Source organism: Mesorhizobium alhagi CCNWXJ12-2 (assembly GCF_000236565.1).
GTDB classification, from domain to species: domain Bacteria; phylum Pseudomonadota; class Alphaproteobacteria; order Rhizobiales; family Rhizobiaceae; genus Allomesorhizobium; species Allomesorhizobium alhagi.
This window is the reverse complement of record NZ_AHAM01000102.1, coordinates 1-16,349: the sequence shown is the minus strand read 5'-3', so window position 1 is coordinate 16,349 and position 16,349 is coordinate 1. Positions and strand designations below refer to the sequence as shown.

20 protein-coding genes and 1 pseudogene are annotated in these 16,349 nt (G+C 60.3%); 9 read left to right on the top strand and 12 right to left on the bottom strand.

Translation table 11 applies throughout. The features are described 5' to 3' along the window. Together MAXJ12_RS12785 and MAXJ12_RS12780 are read right to left on the bottom strand one after the other, a co-directional pair. Positions 1–266: multinuclear nonheme iron-dependent oxidase (locus MAXJ12_RS12785; protein WP_008836301.1), on the bottom strand; the 266-nt coding region annotated here is incomplete at its 3' end. Positions 267–297: 31 nt separating this feature from the next. Further along, entirely contained in the window at positions 298–621 is a 324-nt protein-coding gene (locus MAXJ12_RS12780) for a BufA1 family periplasmic bufferin-type metallophore (protein WP_008836300.1), read from the bottom strand. Positions 622–815: 194 nt separating this feature from the next. Between MAXJ12_RS12780 and MAXJ12_RS12775 the strand changes: the two genes are divergently transcribed. Together MAXJ12_RS12775 and MAXJ12_RS12770 are read left to right on the top strand one after the other, a co-directional pair. Next, complete coding sequence (locus MAXJ12_RS12775; protein WP_008836299.1) at positions 816–1,352, top strand: sigma-70 family RNA polymerase sigma factor; 537 nt, start codon at positions 816–818, stop codon at positions 1,350–1,352. A gap of 1 nt (position 1,353) precedes the next feature. Then, on the top strand, positions 1,354–1,992 hold the full coding sequence (locus MAXJ12_RS12770) for an NrsF family protein (protein ID WP_008836298.1): 639 nt from the start codon (positions 1,354–1,356) through the stop codon (positions 1,990–1,992). Positions 1,993–2,348: 356 nt separating this feature from the next. Here the strand turns inward: MAXJ12_RS12770 and MAXJ12_RS34415 are convergent, their stop codons facing one another. The 5 genes from MAXJ12_RS34415 to MAXJ12_RS12740 all read right to left on the bottom strand — a co-directional run bounded on the left by MAXJ12_RS34415 (position 2,349) and on the right by MAXJ12_RS12740 (position 8,634). Next, positions 2,349–4,595 (bottom strand): calcium-binding protein, encoded by a 2,247-nt coding sequence (locus MAXJ12_RS34415; protein WP_008836296.1) that lies wholly within the window; start codon positions 4,593–4,595, stop codon positions 2,349–2,351. 47 nt (positions 4,596–4,642) lie between these two features. Further along, complete coding sequence (locus MAXJ12_RS37640; RefSeq protein WP_157999633.1) at positions 4,643–4,786, bottom strand: hypothetical protein; 144 nt, start codon at positions 4,784–4,786, stop codon at positions 4,643–4,645. Positions 4,787–5,156: 370 nt separating this feature from the next. Then, positions 5,157–5,456: a hypothetical protein gene (locus tag MAXJ12_RS12755; protein ID WP_008836295.1), complete on the bottom strand. Its 300-nt coding sequence runs from the start codon at positions 5,454–5,456 to the stop codon at positions 5,157–5,159. Positions 5,457–6,042: 586 nt separating this feature from the next. Further along, a complete protein-coding gene (gene asnB / locus MAXJ12_RS12745; protein WP_040586140.1) occupies positions 6,043–7,560 on the bottom strand; it encodes an asparagine synthase (glutamine-hydrolyzing) in 1,518 nt (505 codons plus the stop codon). 180 nt (positions 7,561–7,740) lie between these two features. Then, positions 7,741–8,634 carry a class I SAM-dependent methyltransferase gene (locus MAXJ12_RS12740; protein ID WP_139043884.1) on the bottom strand — a complete coding sequence of 298 codons (894 nt, stop codon included), beginning with the start codon at positions 8,632–8,634 and terminating at the stop codon, positions 7,741–7,743. Positions 8,635–9,000: 366 nt separating this feature from the next. On the opposite strand from MAXJ12_RS12740, the gene MAXJ12_RS12735 reads away from it, so the two are divergent. Then, entirely contained in the window at positions 9,001–9,585 is a 585-nt protein-coding gene (locus MAXJ12_RS12735; RefSeq protein WP_008836291.1) for a GNAT family N-acetyltransferase, read from the top strand. Between the two features lie 274 nt (positions 9,586–9,859). Here MAXJ12_RS12735 and MAXJ12_RS12730 read toward each other — a convergent pair whose 3' ends face one another. The 3 genes from MAXJ12_RS12730 to MAXJ12_RS12720 all read right to left on the bottom strand — a co-directional run bounded on the left by MAXJ12_RS12730 (position 9,860) and on the right by MAXJ12_RS12720 (position 11,326). Further along, a complete protein-coding gene (locus tag MAXJ12_RS12730; RefSeq protein ID WP_008836290.1) occupies positions 9,860–10,306 on the bottom strand; it encodes a Ros/MucR family transcriptional regulator in 447 nt (148 codons plus the stop codon). 220 nt (positions 10,307–10,526) lie between these two features. Then, on the bottom strand, positions 10,527–10,958 hold the full coding sequence (locus tag MAXJ12_RS12725) for a dihydrofolate reductase (protein WP_008836289.1): 432 nt from the start codon (positions 10,956–10,958) through the stop codon (positions 10,527–10,529). A gap of 113 nt (positions 10,959–11,071) precedes the next feature. Then, on the bottom strand, positions 11,072–11,326 hold the full coding sequence (locus tag MAXJ12_RS12720) for a helix-turn-helix domain-containing protein (protein ID WP_040586145.1): 255 nt from the start codon (positions 11,324–11,326) through the stop codon (positions 11,072–11,074). Between the two features lie 351 nt (positions 11,327–11,677). Between MAXJ12_RS12720 and MAXJ12_RS12715 the strand changes: the two genes are divergently transcribed. Further along, positions 11,678–11,929: a DUF6074 family protein gene (locus MAXJ12_RS12715; RefSeq protein ID WP_050898822.1), complete on the top strand. Its 252-nt coding sequence runs from the start codon at positions 11,678–11,680 to the stop codon at positions 11,927–11,929. 99 nt (positions 11,930–12,028) lie between these two features. Here MAXJ12_RS12715 and MAXJ12_RS12710 read toward each other — a convergent pair. Further along, positions 12,029–12,719, bottom strand: a pseudogene (locus MAXJ12_RS12710) (adenylate/guanylate cyclase domain-containing protein). Positions 12,720–13,310: 591 nt separating this feature from the next. Then, positions 13,311–14,201 (bottom strand): LysR family transcriptional regulator, encoded by an 891-nt coding sequence (locus tag MAXJ12_RS12705; protein WP_008836285.1) that lies wholly within the window; start codon positions 14,199–14,201, stop codon positions 13,311–13,313. 120 nt (positions 14,202–14,321) lie between these two features. On the opposite strand from MAXJ12_RS12705, the gene MAXJ12_RS12700 reads away from it, so the two are divergent. From MAXJ12_RS12700 to MAXJ12_RS35200, 5 genes are all read left to right on the top strand, one after another. Beyond that, positions 14,322–15,047: an SDR family oxidoreductase gene (locus tag MAXJ12_RS12700; protein ID WP_008836284.1), complete on the top strand. Its 726-nt coding sequence runs from the start codon at positions 14,322–14,324 to the stop codon at positions 15,045–15,047. Between the two features lie 10 nt (positions 15,048–15,057). Next, positions 15,058–15,231: a hypothetical protein gene (locus MAXJ12_RS37635; protein WP_008836283.1), complete on the top strand. Its 174-nt coding sequence runs from the start codon at positions 15,058–15,060 to the stop codon at positions 15,229–15,231. Between the two features lie 74 nt (positions 15,232–15,305). After that, complete coding sequence (locus MAXJ12_RS12695) at positions 15,306–15,578, top strand: Atu4866 domain-containing protein (RefSeq protein WP_050898823.1); 273 nt, start codon at positions 15,306–15,308, stop codon at positions 15,576–15,578. Positions 15,579–15,681: 103 nt separating this feature from the next. Next, positions 15,682–16,143 (top strand): cupin domain-containing protein, encoded by a 462-nt coding sequence (locus MAXJ12_RS12690; protein ID WP_008836281.1) that lies wholly within the window; start codon positions 15,682–15,684, stop codon positions 16,141–16,143. Positions 16,144–16,220: 77 nt separating this feature from the next. Beyond that, positions 16,221–16,349: Y-family DNA polymerase (locus MAXJ12_RS35200; RefSeq protein ID WP_008836280.1), on the top strand; the 129-nt coding region annotated here is incomplete at its 3' end.

Genomic DNA, 16,349 nt, shown 5'->3' with positions numbered 1-16,349 from the left:
TGCGCCCCGCCGATCGACATGCACACGCCGTGCAGCGACACCGGGTAGTCGCGGCGGATGCGGGTCAGCGCATCGTGCGGCGGCCCGCCGGCGCCCATGTAGTTTTCCGCATGGACCTCGAAAAAGCCGCGCCCTACGTCATTGGCCATGATCGACGGCAGATGTTCATGTTTCAAGCTGGTTCCCGCCATGCCTGCGACGGGATGCGCCGGAAAGCGCAAGGCCATCAATGCCCGCGAGAGCTGGATATTGGCCAGTTCGTTCATCAGAGCCTCCGCTTTCCGGCAGATCGCGTGCTTATGACGGGACGTCGCGTGTCAGCGGCTCCAGCGAGCCGGTGCGGTCGCCGGGCACCTTGATCGAGGTGCAGGTTCCGCCCGGAACCAGCGTCCAGGCATTGCCCTGGAAGTCGACGGTCGATGTCCCTTGGCAGGTGGTGCCGGGTCCGGCCGCGCAGTCGTTCATGCCGGCGAGTGAAACGCCGTAGCACTTTTCCTTGCCGGCCGCGGTCGCCGCCGCAGCCTCCGCTTCCGTCATCGGAGCGGCACTGGCAAAAGACGCCAGCGCGGTTGCGACGGCGCCAGCTAGAATGGTCGCGCTCACGGTTGATTTCGTAGACATGGTTCTCTTCTCCGGTTGGTTTTCCGCACGCCGCTTCTTCGTGGGCGCGCTATGGTCAGTTCGGTCCGGACGGGCGATGTGTTACATCTTTGCGGTCACACAAAATCGTGATTGGTGGCTTTGACGGTGAACAGAATTTTGCCGGTCCCGTAACAAACAACCGCGCGTAAGCGTATTACGGAGGGAATACAGGCTTGCACGGCAATGACGAAAAGGAACTTGCCCGGCTGTTGCGCACCGCGATCGCGGGCGACGAAAGAGCCTATGGCGAGTTCCTGCGGTGCGCTGCCTGCCTCGTGCGCGGCTTCGCGCGTCGGAACGTCGTCCAGGGCGGGATTGATCCGGAGGATGTCGTGCAGGAAACGCTGCTGGCCATTCACATGAAGCGCCACACCTGGCGGGAAGACGGACCCGTGATGCCATGGCTCCACGCGATTGCGCGCCACAAACTCATCGACGCGTTTCGGCGCCGCGGGCGGCGGGTGGAGATCGAGATCGGCGAGATCGCGGAGACCTTTGCCGAGCCGGAACCTGAAACCGTCAGCAATCGGGAGATTGGCCGCGCCCTCGATGCGCTCACACCTGGGCAGCGCTCAGTGGTGGCGGCGGTTTCCGTCGACGGCAATTCAATCGTGGAGACAGCCGAAAGGCTTGGCATGAGTGAGACCGCAGTGCGGGTCGCGCTTCATCGCGGACTTGTGGCAATAGCCAGGCGGTTTGGACGGGACTGAGATGGATACAAACGAACTCATTGAGACCTTGGCGGCAGATACGCGGCAGCCCACCGCGCCGCTCTCGTTCGTATGGTGGGGCGCTGCCGGCCTTGCGATCGCTCTTGCCGCTGTCATCTTCTTTGCCACGCTCGGTCCGAGGCCCGATGTCGCGGCCGCTGCGGAAACGCCACGCTTCTTGCTGAAATTCGTGGTTACGACAACGCTGGGCGCGAGTGCATTCGGCCTTGCTCGCGGACTTTCACGGCCGGGCGAAGACTGGCGTGCGGCGGCGCCGTACCTCGCGGGCGCGGCCGCCCTGCTTGCAATCGCGGCCTTCGTTGAGCTTCTGCTTCTCCCTCATGGCGCGTGGTCGGCCAAGCTGGTCGGCATGAACAGCATGGTGTGCCTGGCTTACATTCCGCTGATCGGCATCGGCCCTCTCGCCATTTTCCTGCTCGCACTCCGACACGGCGCGCCGACGCGGCCCGCCCTTGCGGGTGCGGCTGCCGGACTGCTTGCGGGCAGTATCGCCGCCACCTTCTACGCGGCCCATTGCACGGACGATTCACCGCTTTTCGTGGCCACCTGGTACACAATTGCGATAGCAGGGCTTGCTGTCCTTGGAGCCGCCGGCGCCAGTCGATTTGCCCGGTGGTAGCATTCTGCCCGTGAAAAAGGCACTACCGATAGCGATCGACCGAGTTGGCGTTCGCCAGCGCCAAGTGCGAGTTGCCGCCGTTTTCTCCGCTATCTTGCGTGGGAATGGCTGAAGGCCACCAGGAATCGAATTCGATCTCCTCGGCATCCAGCGCGAGCGCGGCAAGCCCGCAATGGCGCCGGCGGCGGATAGGAAGCGGCAATGTGCCGGCACATGAGAGGCGGGGAGGCGATTCGATACGCGACTGTGAAGGATATCCGCGAAGGCTGATTGCGCTGCATGTCCGAAGAAACGTGCCAGGTAGACGGAGAGAGCCCGATTCCGCGATGAACCGGGCTCTTTCCAGGAGGGAGCCCTCAGAGAATGAAATCAGTGCCGGTCATCCAGTGGGTGCCGGCGACAAAGATCTGCATGTCGGCCGTGGAATCGCCGTTCACATCGGCATCGATGAATGCATGCCCCCCGAAAGTCGAATAGCGAAGCTGGCCGGCCACGCCGGAGAATGCCGCTGCGCCGATGAAGGAAAATGCCTGGTTGCCGCCGACGAGCGTGTTGGCGTCGATGGTCGCAAGATCGATCCTGTCGAAGCCGTGGGCGAAGCCGCCAACGATTGAGTCGCGCAGCGCCGGGCCGGCCGGACTGTGGGAAACGAGGTCGTAGTCGAACCGATCATTTCCGGTGCCACCGTTGAGAATGTCGCTGCCGGCTGCCCCAATCAGGGTGTCGTTTCCGGCCCCGCCAACGAGCGTATCGTTACCCACGCCCGCTGAGATGAAGTCGTTGCCGTCACCGCCGTTCAGGGTGTTGGCGCCCGAATTGCCGACCAGCGTGTTGTTAAGTGTGTTGCCGGTGCCGTTTAGATTGCCTGCGCCCTGCAGCTCCAGCCGCTCGACATTGTCGCTTAGCATCCAGTCGATATAGGAGCGCACCGTGTCGGTGCCCTGGCCGGCATTCTCGATGGTGGTGTCGCCTGCCGCGGCTACGATGTAGATGTCGTCGCCTGTGCCGCCGAACATGGTGTCGGCGCCGGCGTGGCCGTTGATCGTATCGTTGCCGCCGAGCGCCGTCAGGACGTTGTTGCCAGCAGTTCCAACGATGGAGTCGTTGTTGTTCGTTCCGATCAGATTCTCGAAGCCGACCATGATTTCGGTGGCCAGCCCGAGAGTTGCCGTGCCCGCACCGAGATTGAAGGTCGCTCCAGAGACGCTTGGGCTCGCGCCGCTCCAGTCGATCGTGTCGTTGCCCGAGCCGCCATTCCAAGTGTCTGAGTCGATGGCCGTAGTGACACGCAGGATATCGTTGCCTTCGTCGCCGAAATACTGATTGTTGCCGGAACTGCCGGTGTCGGTGATGTCATCATTGCCGAGATGGCCGTGCGTGATGTCGGAATCGACGTCCGCCACGAAGGTGTCGTTGAAGATCGTGCCGATCTGCTGGTTCGGGAAGGTGTAGACGGCTTCCGGATTAACGAAATCGCGCGTGTCGAGAATCTCCATGAAGATGTCGCCACCGGCGTTCGGCTCCCAACTCACCACGAAGCGGCCATCGCCGAGGTCGCGGATGGCGGGTTCGGTGCCTCCGCCGGCAAAGTTGAACGTGCCAAGAAAGCTGCCGGTGGCGTCGAAGTGGTCGGCGGTCATGACGCCGGCTTCGTCATTGTCGTAGACGATGACGAAGGTGCCGTCGGACAGGCCGGATACCACCGACTCGTTATTGTTGTTGGTGATCGAGCCCGAGCCATTGACAAAGCCGCTGCCGGTCTGGGTGCCGGTCGCGTTGTAGACGCGGTACGCGACATCGGTGTCGCTGGCGTCGCGGTCGGTGAAGGAGATGACGAAGCCACCTCCCGCGAGAGCGGTGACGGACGCCTCATTGTCGTTGAAACCGTCGCCCGCCGTTCCGGTCACGGTGGTGTGGCCGAGCACGTTGCCGCCTGTCGCATTGACGATGCGGTAGCTGATCGAATTGTCTCCAACGGTACCCTGCGTCGCCGTGATGACGTAGTTGCCGTTGCTCAGCACTTCCACATCGGGATCACGCATGTCGGTGCCGATCAGCAGCGGGAGTTCGGCAGAGAAGGTATTGGTCGAGGGATTGAAGATCTTGAAGGAAATGCCAAAGCCGCCGCCGGTATCGATCTGGTAAGCCACCAGCGCTGAGGTCGAACTCGACACGGCTACGTGCGGGTTGACCACGTTGATGCCAGCGCCGAGGTCGCGGACGATGCCGCCCTCGCCGATGCGCTGGGTACCGTCGGCATCGTAAACCTCCATGCGCACCCGCGGTTGGCCGCCCTGCAGGTCGGTGTAGACCATGATGAAGCCGCCATCGGGCAGGGCGGCCAGATCGGCGTTGAACTCATTGTCGACTGTGGAATCATTGTTCAAACGGATTTCACCGCCGATGCGGTTGCCCATCGGATCGAAAATCTGGCCGAGAATGTCGGGACCCGCCGGATTGCCGGGAGCGGTCGGATCGTTGCTGGTCCAGCTGACCAGGATATTGCCGTTGGCGAGCTGGACGATTTCAGGGTCGCTCTGGTCGTTTGTGGTGGTCAGGTTGACGGTGAACTGGTTGAGCCATGTGACTGGTGCGCCGGGCATGTCCTAATTCTCCATGAAAGGGGTTCTGCTGAGGATATGAGCTCCGCTCAGGCGATGACGCGCGACGACGGGCGCAAGGATGACCGCCGCCTTATCAAGCCGTTGGCGAGTTGAATGATGTCGGGATCTTGCGGGTTGGTGCTCGCAGTAACAAAGAATTCCTCGAGCCAGGTGACTGGAATGCTAGGCATGGTGCGTACCTCCAAAATGACATTGCCCTGACGCGCTCAATGCACACCACGGGCCTTTCGAATGTCTGGCCTTGCCAAGTCGTAGGCAGAAGATGCTAAACGCAGAGAATGCGCGAACCCTCACGGGTATTCACGCCGCGCTTTGCTGCTGATGGATACCGAACCGCCTCCCGCCTCGATCAACGCCTCACCGTTCCGAGCCACTGGGTTGAACCGTTCTCGTAGAACGATGGCGCCCTGCAGTCAGAACGAAGCTAACCCCAAGCAAAAAAGTCAGTGTTTTCAACACACTTAATTATGTGACGCTTCTTTATATCTATCAATTTTCAGTTGAGTAGACGAGTGAAGCGCTTCTATTTATGTTTAGTGCTTAGCAAGATTGATACACAATCGGCTCGGAGTCAATATTCTTGCACAGAAAATATCGTTTGCTGCCAAGGTCCACCAGATTTGGCAGATTATTTATTTGTATATTGAGCCGCGGTTTTGAGATAGCAGAGCAGCCGGCGATCGCTGGCGTATCGAACCAGCCGCCTTCGATGTAAAACACCTCGAAATCCCGACCACCATCTTTGGCTTTGGCGATGTCCGGATCGCGACGGACTTCGGCGCGGATCGCCTGGTCGCTGCATGGGGTGAGCTTTCCCGGACCTCTGGCGCACTCCGCCAATTGGTGGCTCAGCACTGCAGGTCGCAGAAACCGCCAGAACCGCAGAATTCCTGACAGGCGATTTTGTGCAGGCTCCAAAGGCGGAATTGTGCTTGGCGTTGGAGGCCGATCAAAGAGGACGATTGGTGTTGGAGCGTAGGGAAGGGGCTTGCCAACAGCACCTGATTCTGCCCCCGCATAAGCAGGTATAGGATCAAACAGTCTCGATAAGTTTGTGTGTTGCTTATGGGATAGAACTCGCGCGTGGCGCGAGAGGACTGCGCACAATATCGCGCAATTGCATGCCGCGAGTCTCCGGAATGGCGCAACGCAACCCGATGCCGGCTATGCAGCGGTCAGATTACGACGTCAGGATCTGGCGGTTTCCGGGCATTCCGCGAGATTGTCGACTGGATCATGCGCGGACTTCCGATCAAGGAAACCGAGACACGCCGGCGACTGGAGGATGGGCTGAAGCCGGCCGGCCTTCCGGTAGGCTAGCAAGAACCGAGACGTCAAAAAGCCGTCGGCGGCTACCAGATTACCGGAGCGCACCCCCGCGAGGCGCTGCGACAGCATGCAACAATTGTGTTTCCTGAACGTCCCCTCACGCTGCCACTCGATCGGCTTCCCATTGTCCGGCATTGGCAAGGATCAGATCAGGGTCAACAAAGCACCCTCGCAGAATTTCCTCGTAGAGTGCGCCTTCCCGCGCTCGTCCAATCTCACCGCGCTCGCCAGTGAGCGTCTGCAGTGCTTCTTGCAAGGCGGCTACGGTCCCGGAACCTTCGTCAAACTGCGCCTTCTTCCGCCAAACGAGACTTTCGGGAAGCAGGTCGGCGCAGGCTTTGCGGAGAATCCACTTCTCGGTGGTGGGGCCGGTGGAGGCGACTGCGTCGGGGCGGGTCCGGCAAAGTTTCAGCGCCGCAGGTATTGATTGGGCGAAATCGATCAGCTTGCGATCGAGGAAGGGCGTGCGCCCCTCCAACGATTCCGCCATGGTGATCCGATCCACGCGCTGCAGGTTGATGTTGTGCATTGTACCCAGGCTGCGGGTGAGCTCGTCGGCAAGTGCGCGGGGATCATCGACATAGGCGTGATGATAGGTATACCCGGCGAAAAGCTCGTCTGCCCCCTCTCCGGTGAGCACCGCCTTGACGTGTTGGCGTGCAAGCCTGGCGGCGAAGAAAGTAGGAATGGCGCTGCGCACGAGGTCGACGTCGGCGCTTTCAAGATGATAAATTATGTGTGGCAGGTTCTCAACGACGTCACCGGCGGTGAAAACATACTCGTGGTGTTTCGAGCCGATATGCTCGGCGACCCTTTTCGCCGCGACCAGATCGGGAGAGCCATCGGTGCCAACCGCGAAGGTCTTTAGCGGCCCCTTGCCAGATCGCTCCAGGACTTTTTGCGCCAGCGCGGCGATGATCGAGCTGTCCAGTCCGCCAGACAGGAACGAGCCTACTTCCACGTCGGCGACCATCCATTTCGCCACCGCCTCCTCCAGCACCAGGCGAAGCTCGCGGGCGGTGCCGTCGACGTCCGGTTCTGCCTTGGCCGCACCGTGGGGTATGCGATACCACCGCCGCCAACCGTCGCGATTGTCATAAAGCGTGCCAGGCGGGATCGCTTCAATCGCGGTCAGCCCCAGTCCGTCGAATGCTTTGAGCTCGGAGGCGAAGGCAAGCCCTTCACCCATCCGCGCCATGTAGATGGGCTTGATGCCGAGAGGATCGCGAGCAGCGATGATCCGATCGCCCGTGGCCAGCACGAAGGCGAACATCCCGTCGAGCCGATCGATCCAGCGCAATGCCCCGGAGCGGAAGAGATGCAGGATGGTTTCGCTGTCACTGGCCGTTTTGAAGGCGCCCTCGCCAAGGATCGCACGCAGATCGGCGTGGTTGTAGATCTCACCGTTAGCAATCAGCATGTCGGAGCCCTGGGCAATCGGCTGCGCACCGTCGTCCGGTCCGATGATCGACAGGCGGGAATGAGCCATGATGACCGGGGCGCCTTCGAGCTTGGCCACTTGCACCGCATCGGGGCCACGATGCGCGATCTTGTCGATCATTTGCCGTGCAAGCAATTCATCCCCTACGTTCCACAGACAGACTAAGCCGCACATTGCATTTCTCTTCCTACTGACAGGTCATTGGCCCCGGTTGCGTATCAACAAGTGCAAATATGTCGATGGATGGTTTTGCCAAGCTGATTCGCAAACCGATGGCGCTCTTTAAGTGTAGAAAGTGATAATTGTCCAATGTTCGTAATTCAAATCCAAGTTCATGAGGACGTCCCGCGACTCCTAAATTTCTACAATCTGTCCTGCACTGACGTTTAGAACCTCGCTGAGCGGCATGGATTTCGCGACCTCTTCCGGTCGTGCGACATGCAATTCGGCGAGATACCAACCGGTCTCCTCCGCGCCGGTGGCATCGATCCCCAGCCGGCGGAGATTGTCGAGCACATGCTGCCGTTCCTCAGCGGAAGCAAAGCGCCGCTGCCGAAACAGTCCCTCCAGCTTTTCAGTGACATAGCCGTGCCGGCTCAACATTTCTTCCGGGCCGCCGAAATCGAACATGCGCAGCACGAAATGCGCCATCCACGGACGGCTGTCGAGGCTCGTTTCCAGGAGCCTTTCCAGCGAAGTCTCGGTAACGTAGCCGACGCAGCCGGTCGAAATGATGAGGTCGGCGTTTTCGATCGCCGCCGTGTCTTCTGGCGTTGGGTCGCTTTTCTCGAGATCGGTCGCGACACCTGCGTCGAGCATGCCCGCATCGACCGCATAGGATATCGCGCGATCTGCCGGGTCGACCCCGATAATTTCGAGCTCGGCATCGGCCGGTTCGGCATAGAGGTCACGGTCCCGCTGAAGAAGCGCATCGAGATCGTCGGCCGCCGCCGCTCCGTAGAGCCGGTAGAGTTCATCCATCGAACGTCCGTGCTTGAGAAGCGCCCCGTTGACCCCATAGGAGCAGCCAAGATCGACTACCTTGGCCGGTTCGGATTCGGTGGCGCTACGCCGTGCTTCGATCAATCGTTGAAATCGAGGTTTTGCTTCCTGAGGAATCCGATAGCCAAGTCGAGATAAAGTTGAAAAGTAGGCTGTCGGCTCCGGATTGTTATAAATATTGTTTAAGTTTATCTTGCCAGTCACGTCGTAACTAATATTTTCCAATATATCGACTCCGTTTTTCATATCACAAAATCCACATCTCCGCACGAATGTGCGCGAAGGCGTTATTTCCCGGATGAGATTTACTATTTTAGCGCATACCCTTCGGGAATTGAACCCCGTACGGGAGAAAATCCCTGCCGCCGCACAAAAATAGCGGCATTGCTGGCAATCGGCGCGCCTTCGCAGCAGCAGAAAATCCGCCCCGAAGCGCAGGGCGCGGCACCCGTAGACGATCCTGCCCCACGGGCGTTGGCGGCAAGCTGCTGCCGGTCGAAAACGGCGCGCGTTGCGCCCGTCGGGTGCGGGAGATAGAGATGCAGGTGAAGCCCAGCCGGAGGAAGGTGCACGCAACGCCCTACATTCGATCCGGGTGAACGAGGAATTTGTATGCGGATCGACTCGGAACCGAACATCCGTCTGGCAAGCCGCCAGGAACTGGAGGAAGTCGGCGCCCTCGTTGCCGATGCATTCGCGCCGTTCCGGGAAGTTCTTCCCAGGCACATCTTCGAACCCTACGTGAAGGACGCCTGCGATCTTGCGGGGCGATGGACAGAAGCCAGCATCGCTGTGCTCGAAATCGAGAGACGGCTTGTCGGCACGATCACCTATTACGCGGATGCCGCCGGTGAAGGCATGGGCTGGCCTCCCGGGCTGGCAGGTCTCAGGACTCTCGCGGTTGCTCCCTCGGCACAGGGCTCCGGATATGGCCGCATGCTCTGCGAATGGTGCGTTATGCGTGCCCGTCAGCAGAGGGCAGGCGGCCTTGCGCTCCATACTGCCTCGTTTATGACTTCGGCGCGCATGCTTTACGAGAGCCTCGGCTTTCAGAGATGTCCCTCCTACGACCTTTTCGCATCCGATGTTCTCGGACTCGATCCGGCTCTCGGCGACCAAAAGATTGTCGCTTACCTGCTGCCGCTCCAGCAGGTTGAGGACAGCCATTTTGATAAAGATTCGCCAGCAGCGACGTGAAGGGCATCGCCATCTGGCTGTCCGAGAAGCTGTCTCGCGGCTTCCGCAGGTTGCTCCGATGCCGAAGGATTCTGGCTGTGATCTGTGAGCCACCTATCCCGCTTGTGCGGTGGGCGACGGTCGGCGAGCCGCTGGGGCCGCCGCGTCCGGTCTCGTGTATCTTGCTGCCGCAGCCGTGCAGAAGCCCTCGACGACGGGGCGGTGTTCTTCGTATCAGTACCGCTATCTCAGCATCCAGAGGTGGGTGATCAACCCGCCTCTTCGTTCTTGGCGACTAGGCGGCTTTCTTTCGCGTCCGCTTTACCGGCTCCGCCGCCTTGGGTTTGCGGCCAAGCCCCATTTTCTTGGCGAGTTCTGAACGCGCAGCCGCGTAGGCCGGTGCCACCATCGGGTAGTCGGCAGGCAGGTTCCATTTCGTTCTGTATTCTTCAGGTGTCATTCCGAACGTCGTCTTCAAATGCCGCTTCAGCGATTTGAACTTCTTTCCGTCATCAAGGCAGACGATGTAGTCCGGCGTCACCGATTTCTTGATGGGAACGGCGGGCGTAAGCTTTTCCAACGGTGTCGTTGCCTGACCATTCGAGAGCCCAGCCAGAGACTGGTGAACCTGCGCAATCAGGGAAGGCAACTCAGACACTGGAACCGGATTGTTCGAGACGTAAGCTGAGATCACGTCTGCCGTCAGTTCAATGGTATCGGTGTTGCTGGAGTCGTCGGTCATAACTGAATCCCTCACATTCATAAGATCGCCCGGCAGGTAAGATATTGCTCAAGGGGAGGGATGCAACCCTGTCGGACCGATGAATGTTAAGGCGAATTGACGTGCCCGCCTTAGACTCGGCAGCCAATAATTCCAAGACGATTGCGCTGCTTGATCTGGGATAGTCAACCTGATTTGAGCGTTAAAGCGGACAGGCAATGGCCTCGATGAGACAGAAGAATCATCGGTCGCGGCGATTTCCTGCAATCTCGCCACCCTCTGTGAGCCAACCGGGATTGAACCAGCGGTCCGCCGGCCCGTCATAGGGTAGACGCGTAACATCCCAATGGCTGACGAAGCGCGCATAGGCGTCCCAGACCGGTGGGCCGCCACCGATGAAAACAACACGGCCGGCAAAGCGCATGAGCGTATCTTCGGGATTCATGCTGGAGCGCACGACGACAAGTTCCCGATCGCTGCGAGCGAACTCAGGAATGCTCGCGATTGTCTTGGGCCCGGCGAGCAGGACGTGCCCCCTCGTGATGTCGAAAAACCGCGCGACGTCGGCGAGGAACTCCGGCGATCGGTTTCCCTCCCACGGCAAGCCGCCGTTAAGGCCGATTTGCCCCGACTGGCCGATGGCGCAGACTACTCTGACGACGGGCTGCTGCATCGAACCCTCCATGGATGGTGTGCGTGTGAGTGCACGTGCGAAGTCTCCAGATCACGGGGCGCAACAGTCTCCGGTAATTGCCCGAGCCTAACTCACTCGCAGATTACCCCTGATCAAGCAGCGTCCGATATGTCCGACCCCGCCTCGAAAATTCCCACAGGCAGGGAAAGCGATCTCGCGATCCGATCACGATAGCCCTTGTTGTACCGCAGGCCCGACTCGATGTTTTGGATTTCCTCAGCGGCTAGCCCGCACGCCACCGCCAGCTCATCGATCGAATAGCCAAGGTGCTCACGATAAGCGCGAATGATGTGTGTCCCCTCGGACATAGCCTTCAAGACTGTCTCGGGAATGCGCGAATCGTTCATAGACACCTCCAAAAAGAACAGGGATGGCTGATGCAACCGGGAGATTTCCTCCCGGCATGGCTATCTCAGCAATTAAATAAATGGACGTCGATCCGGTCGGATCGGCCTCATCCATGAAATGGGCCACCTGAAATTGGCAGCCGGATCAGAATATGGCGGTTCGCCTGGTTTTGATCAAGTCCAAGAGTCTGCCCTGTCACGGCCTGGTTGGCTGGACCGCACCATCCCGTGCGCAATTCCACTTGGCGGGGTGCCTCACTCCCATTGCTGACCTTGTCAAAAAAAGCGCTGTTAACCAATTTTTTCGACCCACCAGTGCTTATTCGCGGGGTTGAAAGTGTGAGGTGGTCGATGAGTGATTCAAATATAAGCGCATTTCCGCTGCATCGGCGGCGGAAATTGGTGGAGGGGATCGCCCGGGTTCTGGAATCCAAGAACGGGGAAGACGCAAACGCCTTCTGGCGTAGCACCGCCAAACAAATTCTCATTCAACTGTCCGAATCAGGAATTGCACCCGGGCTCGCCGAACAGGAAGTTGGAACGCTTCTTCATGCTGTCTTAGGCGATATGGCCGCCCGGAGTGCCGCGAAATTTGCACAATAGCATCGGCTCGCGAAGGGATTGCCGCGTGGGTGCGCCGTCGGCATCCTTGTAGATGGCCAGGCAACTCCAGCACGTCGCCCATAGAGGGTCAGCCGTCAATCAGATTGTGTAAAGCTCGATAGGCTTCTCAAAGCCCTTCAATTGGTATTCCCGGCATTCACTCTCGGCAGTTTGGTGCGGGGCCCTATCGCAAACCGCCTTCGTGACAAGGATACGCCCTGCGTCGGCGACTGACTGGGCGCGGGCTGCGGTGTTCACGACCGTCCCGATTGCGGTTAGGTCCCGGTGCGATCGGCCGAACTCTCCGAAGCTGGTTTCACCCGAGTCGATACCGATACCGATGCCGAGATCACTTTCGTCAACGCCAACGCCATCAGCCGCGAGTAGTTCACGACGCGTATGCCAGCGGCGTTGTATCTCCCGTGCCGCGAGCACGGCCCGTTCTGCGTGGGTTGTCATGAATCGGAAAGTTGAATATCGCCATGATCGCGTCTCCGACGGTCTTGTTAAGAAGCCCGTCAAATTCCCAGATGGCGGCCGCGCATTCATCGTAGAAGGCATCCAGCAGCGATGAGACAGTTTCTGCCGAAAACGACTGCGAAAGCGTCGTATAGCCCCTAAGATCGACAAAAAGCACAGAAACGTCGACTGTGATCTGGCGGGCTTTCATCACCCGCGTGAACATGAGCTCGCAAATCGTGCACGTGTTCGGATTCATTCGGCTCGGGCGTATGCCAAAGGCGCGGAAGGGAATGGAAGCCGGCCCACGGATAGGCACCGGTAGCCGCATCTGCTGCCAGCAGCCCTTGCAAATTCTTGAATGAGAAGACGACACTCGCGGCTGTCCTTTTGTGCGTCGCTCGCCGACTCTCGCACGCCCTGCCAAAAAAATCTTGAGAAAATCCGCAGCCGCCCAGGAGCTGCCCCGGCCTAAGCAGCGCAGGGCCCACGGCGACAGCGTTTCCGGCCCTCAGGACAGGGTAGGCGCGTAGTGTCCCGGTGGCTGACGAAGCGCGCATAGGCGTCCCACGCCAGCCTCCCGCCGCCATCAGACACGACGGCGCACCCACGCTACAAAGGCAGGAGTGCAGGTAGCCTGCCGATCAACTTGTATGCAGTTGGGTCCTCTTGGAGCCGCCGCCGGCGCTGCCGTCTCCCGGGCCTGCTGCAGCTGGCGCGATGGCGAAGAGGGCGATCAGAACAGCGACGAGAATGCGCATGGTCGAACTCCTGCTTTTCAGACTGCCAGAACATAGAGCGCACCCGGTCGCCTGACGAGGGCAGGCACTTCAACGTTCTGAGAGCATCTTGTTTCTATCGTAGAGCATCTCAAGCATGTGGACGCTGGATGGCGGACTGTACGCGCTGTGACCGAAAGGCACTATTTTCGGAATTGGACGTGCTCGACAAGCGCACGCAATTTGGGGGCGACGTTCCTGCGGCTCGGATAATAGAGGTAGAAGCCCGCGAAGCGCGGGCAAAAATCCTCGAGAATGGGCACGAGCTCGCCCCGGTCTATCCAGGCGCGAAAGCTCTCCTCCATGCCGAAGGTGATGCCGGCGCCGGCGACGGCCAACTTGATCATCAGCGCCATGTCGTTTGTGGTGATTTCCGGCTCGACCGCTACGCTGAACTCCGTGCCGCGCTCGGCGAATTCCCACCGATAGGGGGCGACCTTTGGCGCTGGGCGCCAGCCAATGCAACGATGGGCAGCCAGGTCGCGGGGATGCGAGGGGACGCCGAAGCGGTCGCGATAGCCGGGCGAGCAGACGGCGAGCTGCCGCTCTTCCCGGGCGATCGGCACCGCGATCATGTCCTGCTCTATCACTTCGCCCAGCCGCACCCCTGCGTCAAAGCCTTCGGCCACGATGTCGAATTCCCCATCGGTCACGGTAATGTCGAGTTGCACCTCCGGATTGTTCTCGGCAAAAGCAGCTAGAAACGGCCCCGAGAGGAAGCGTTCGGCGATAGACGAGACGGCCAGCCGCAGCTGTCCGCGCGGGCGCTCCCCCAGGCTCCCGGTTGCCTCGATCGCCGCGCGCATGTCGGCAATGGCCGGGGCGACCTCCGCATGGAGGCGCTCGCCGGCCTCGGTCAGGCTGACGCTGCGTGTCGTCCGCCGGATAAGCGCGATGCCTAGCGTCTCTTCCAGCCGCCTCATGGTCTGACTGACCGCCGATCGAGTCACGCCCAGGCGGTCTGCTGCCGCGCGGAAACTCTGTTCCTCCGCCACGAGGGCGAAGACGGCGAGGGCATTGAGATCCGGCTGCATTGGTTAGTAATGCTTTCCATAATGTGAAGGAATGGACGGCTTATCACAACAATGGAGCAAGTCTACTTTCCTGACAACCGCTGCAAAGCGGTTCGTAGATCAACGGAAAGGAGTCAAAACATGCTTCTCAACAAGGTGGTCCTCATCACCGGTGCCTCAAGCGGCATCGGAGCCGCGATCGCCCGCGAACTCGGTGGCGCAGGCGCGAAGCTCGTGCTCGGCGCCCGTCGCACCGATCGCTTGCAGGCGCTTGCCGACGAGATCAGGAGCAGGGGGGGCGAAGTACTGACGCAGCGTCTCGACGTCACCGACCGCGCCGATGTCGCCGCCTTCGCCGACGCGGCGCGCGAAGCTTTCGGCCGCGTCGATGTGATCGTCAACAATGCCGGCGTCATGCCGCTCTCGCTCATGGCCTCGCTCAAGGTCGACGAGTGGGACCGGATGATCGACGTCAACATCAAGGGCGTGCTCTACGGCGTCGCAGCGGTGCTGCCGGAGATGAACGCACGCGGTTCCGGCCACGTCATCAACATCGCCTCGATCGGCGGCCTGACGGTCTCGCCGACCGCCGCCGTCTATTGCGCGACCAAGTATGCGGTGCGCGCCATCTCCGAGGGGCTGCGGCAGGAGAACGACAAGATCCGCGTCACCTGTATCTATCCGGGCGTGGTCGAAAGCGAGCTTGCCGACACGATCACCGACCCGGCCGCCGTGGAGTTGATGCGGACCTATCGCGCCATCGCCCTGAAGCCCGACGCGATCGCGCGCGCCGTGCGCTACGCGATCGAACAGCCTGACGATGTTGATGTCAGCGACATCGTCGTCCGTCCTACTGCCAGCGCTTGAGGAGATCGCAATGAGCATTCGCCCCAAAGCGCTGCTACGCGCGGACACCGGAGCACTGTGCCTCATCATGGTCTCCGCTCCCGCTGTCGCGCAGACAACCGAAGAACGCCAGAGGCGCGTCGCAGCGCTGTCGGAGCTGTTCGCCGAGCGGCGGGCTGTCCAGGCCGGAGGACCATTGCCATGAGCCGGGCCCAACTCTTCGCCGTGGCCTCCATCCTCGGCGCCCTGACCATTTTTATTCCGAAAGGCCATGCAGAAATGATCCCGAAACAAGTAGCGCCCGCTGATCAGCGGCAACCCCATCCTTACGTCGGCATGTGGGTCACTGCCGACGGGCACATCCGGCACAACCTGCTCCCGAACGGCCGCTATGACGAAGCGCGCGGCAATCGAGAAAGCGCTTATCGGGGACGCTATGAAGTCCAAGGCGATGACATCTTCTACTGGGATGATACCGGCTTCACTGCCGACGGGAAGTTTGTTGAAGGCGTGCTCCATCACGCGGGCATGAACCTCTACCGCAAGAAGTGACGGTCGCTAGGCGTTGCGGCCCCTCGGCACGAGCGGTTATCCCAAACTCACTGAATGGAGATCGCCACCCCTTCACCTGCACGATCCGGGAAAGGAAACGACAATGAGTGATATCGACGGCAAAGAGTTCGTTCTTGCAGGCGTCGTCATGAAATGCCTGCTGTCCGGAGAACAGACCGCCGGGCAGTTCTGCCTCTTCGAGAACAAAAGCGACGGAAACACGAGGACGCCGATCCATGTCCACGCCAATGACGACGAGACGGTTTACATCATTGAAGGCGAACTGACTGCGGTGATCGACGGCCGGCCTCGACGCCTGACTGCCGGCGAGAGCATCTTCCTGCCGCGCGGCATTCCGCACCAGCTTATGAACATCAGCGGCAATCCTTGCAGATACATCCTGATCGGGACCCCCGCTCTGTTCGACCGGTTTCTTGAGGAAGCCGGCCACGAACTTCAACCGGACGAAGTCGTAGGACCGCCGACACCCGAGGAAGTCGCGCGTCTGCGCGAGGCGTCGTCAAGATTCGGCATCACCTTGCTCTCGGATTGGCTCCCGGAATAATCTCCGGCTTGGGATAAGATTCCTACGCGCATATCGACGGCATCGAGGTGAAGACGCGGGATTTTCGGTAGGCAAGAATGGACACGACCGCCACGATCCTCCATGCCGATCTCGACGCTTTCTATGCTTCGGTCGAGCAACTGCTGAACCCGTCCCTGCGCGGCCAGCCGATCGCCGTTGGCGGAGGTGTCGTGCTTGCCGCCTCC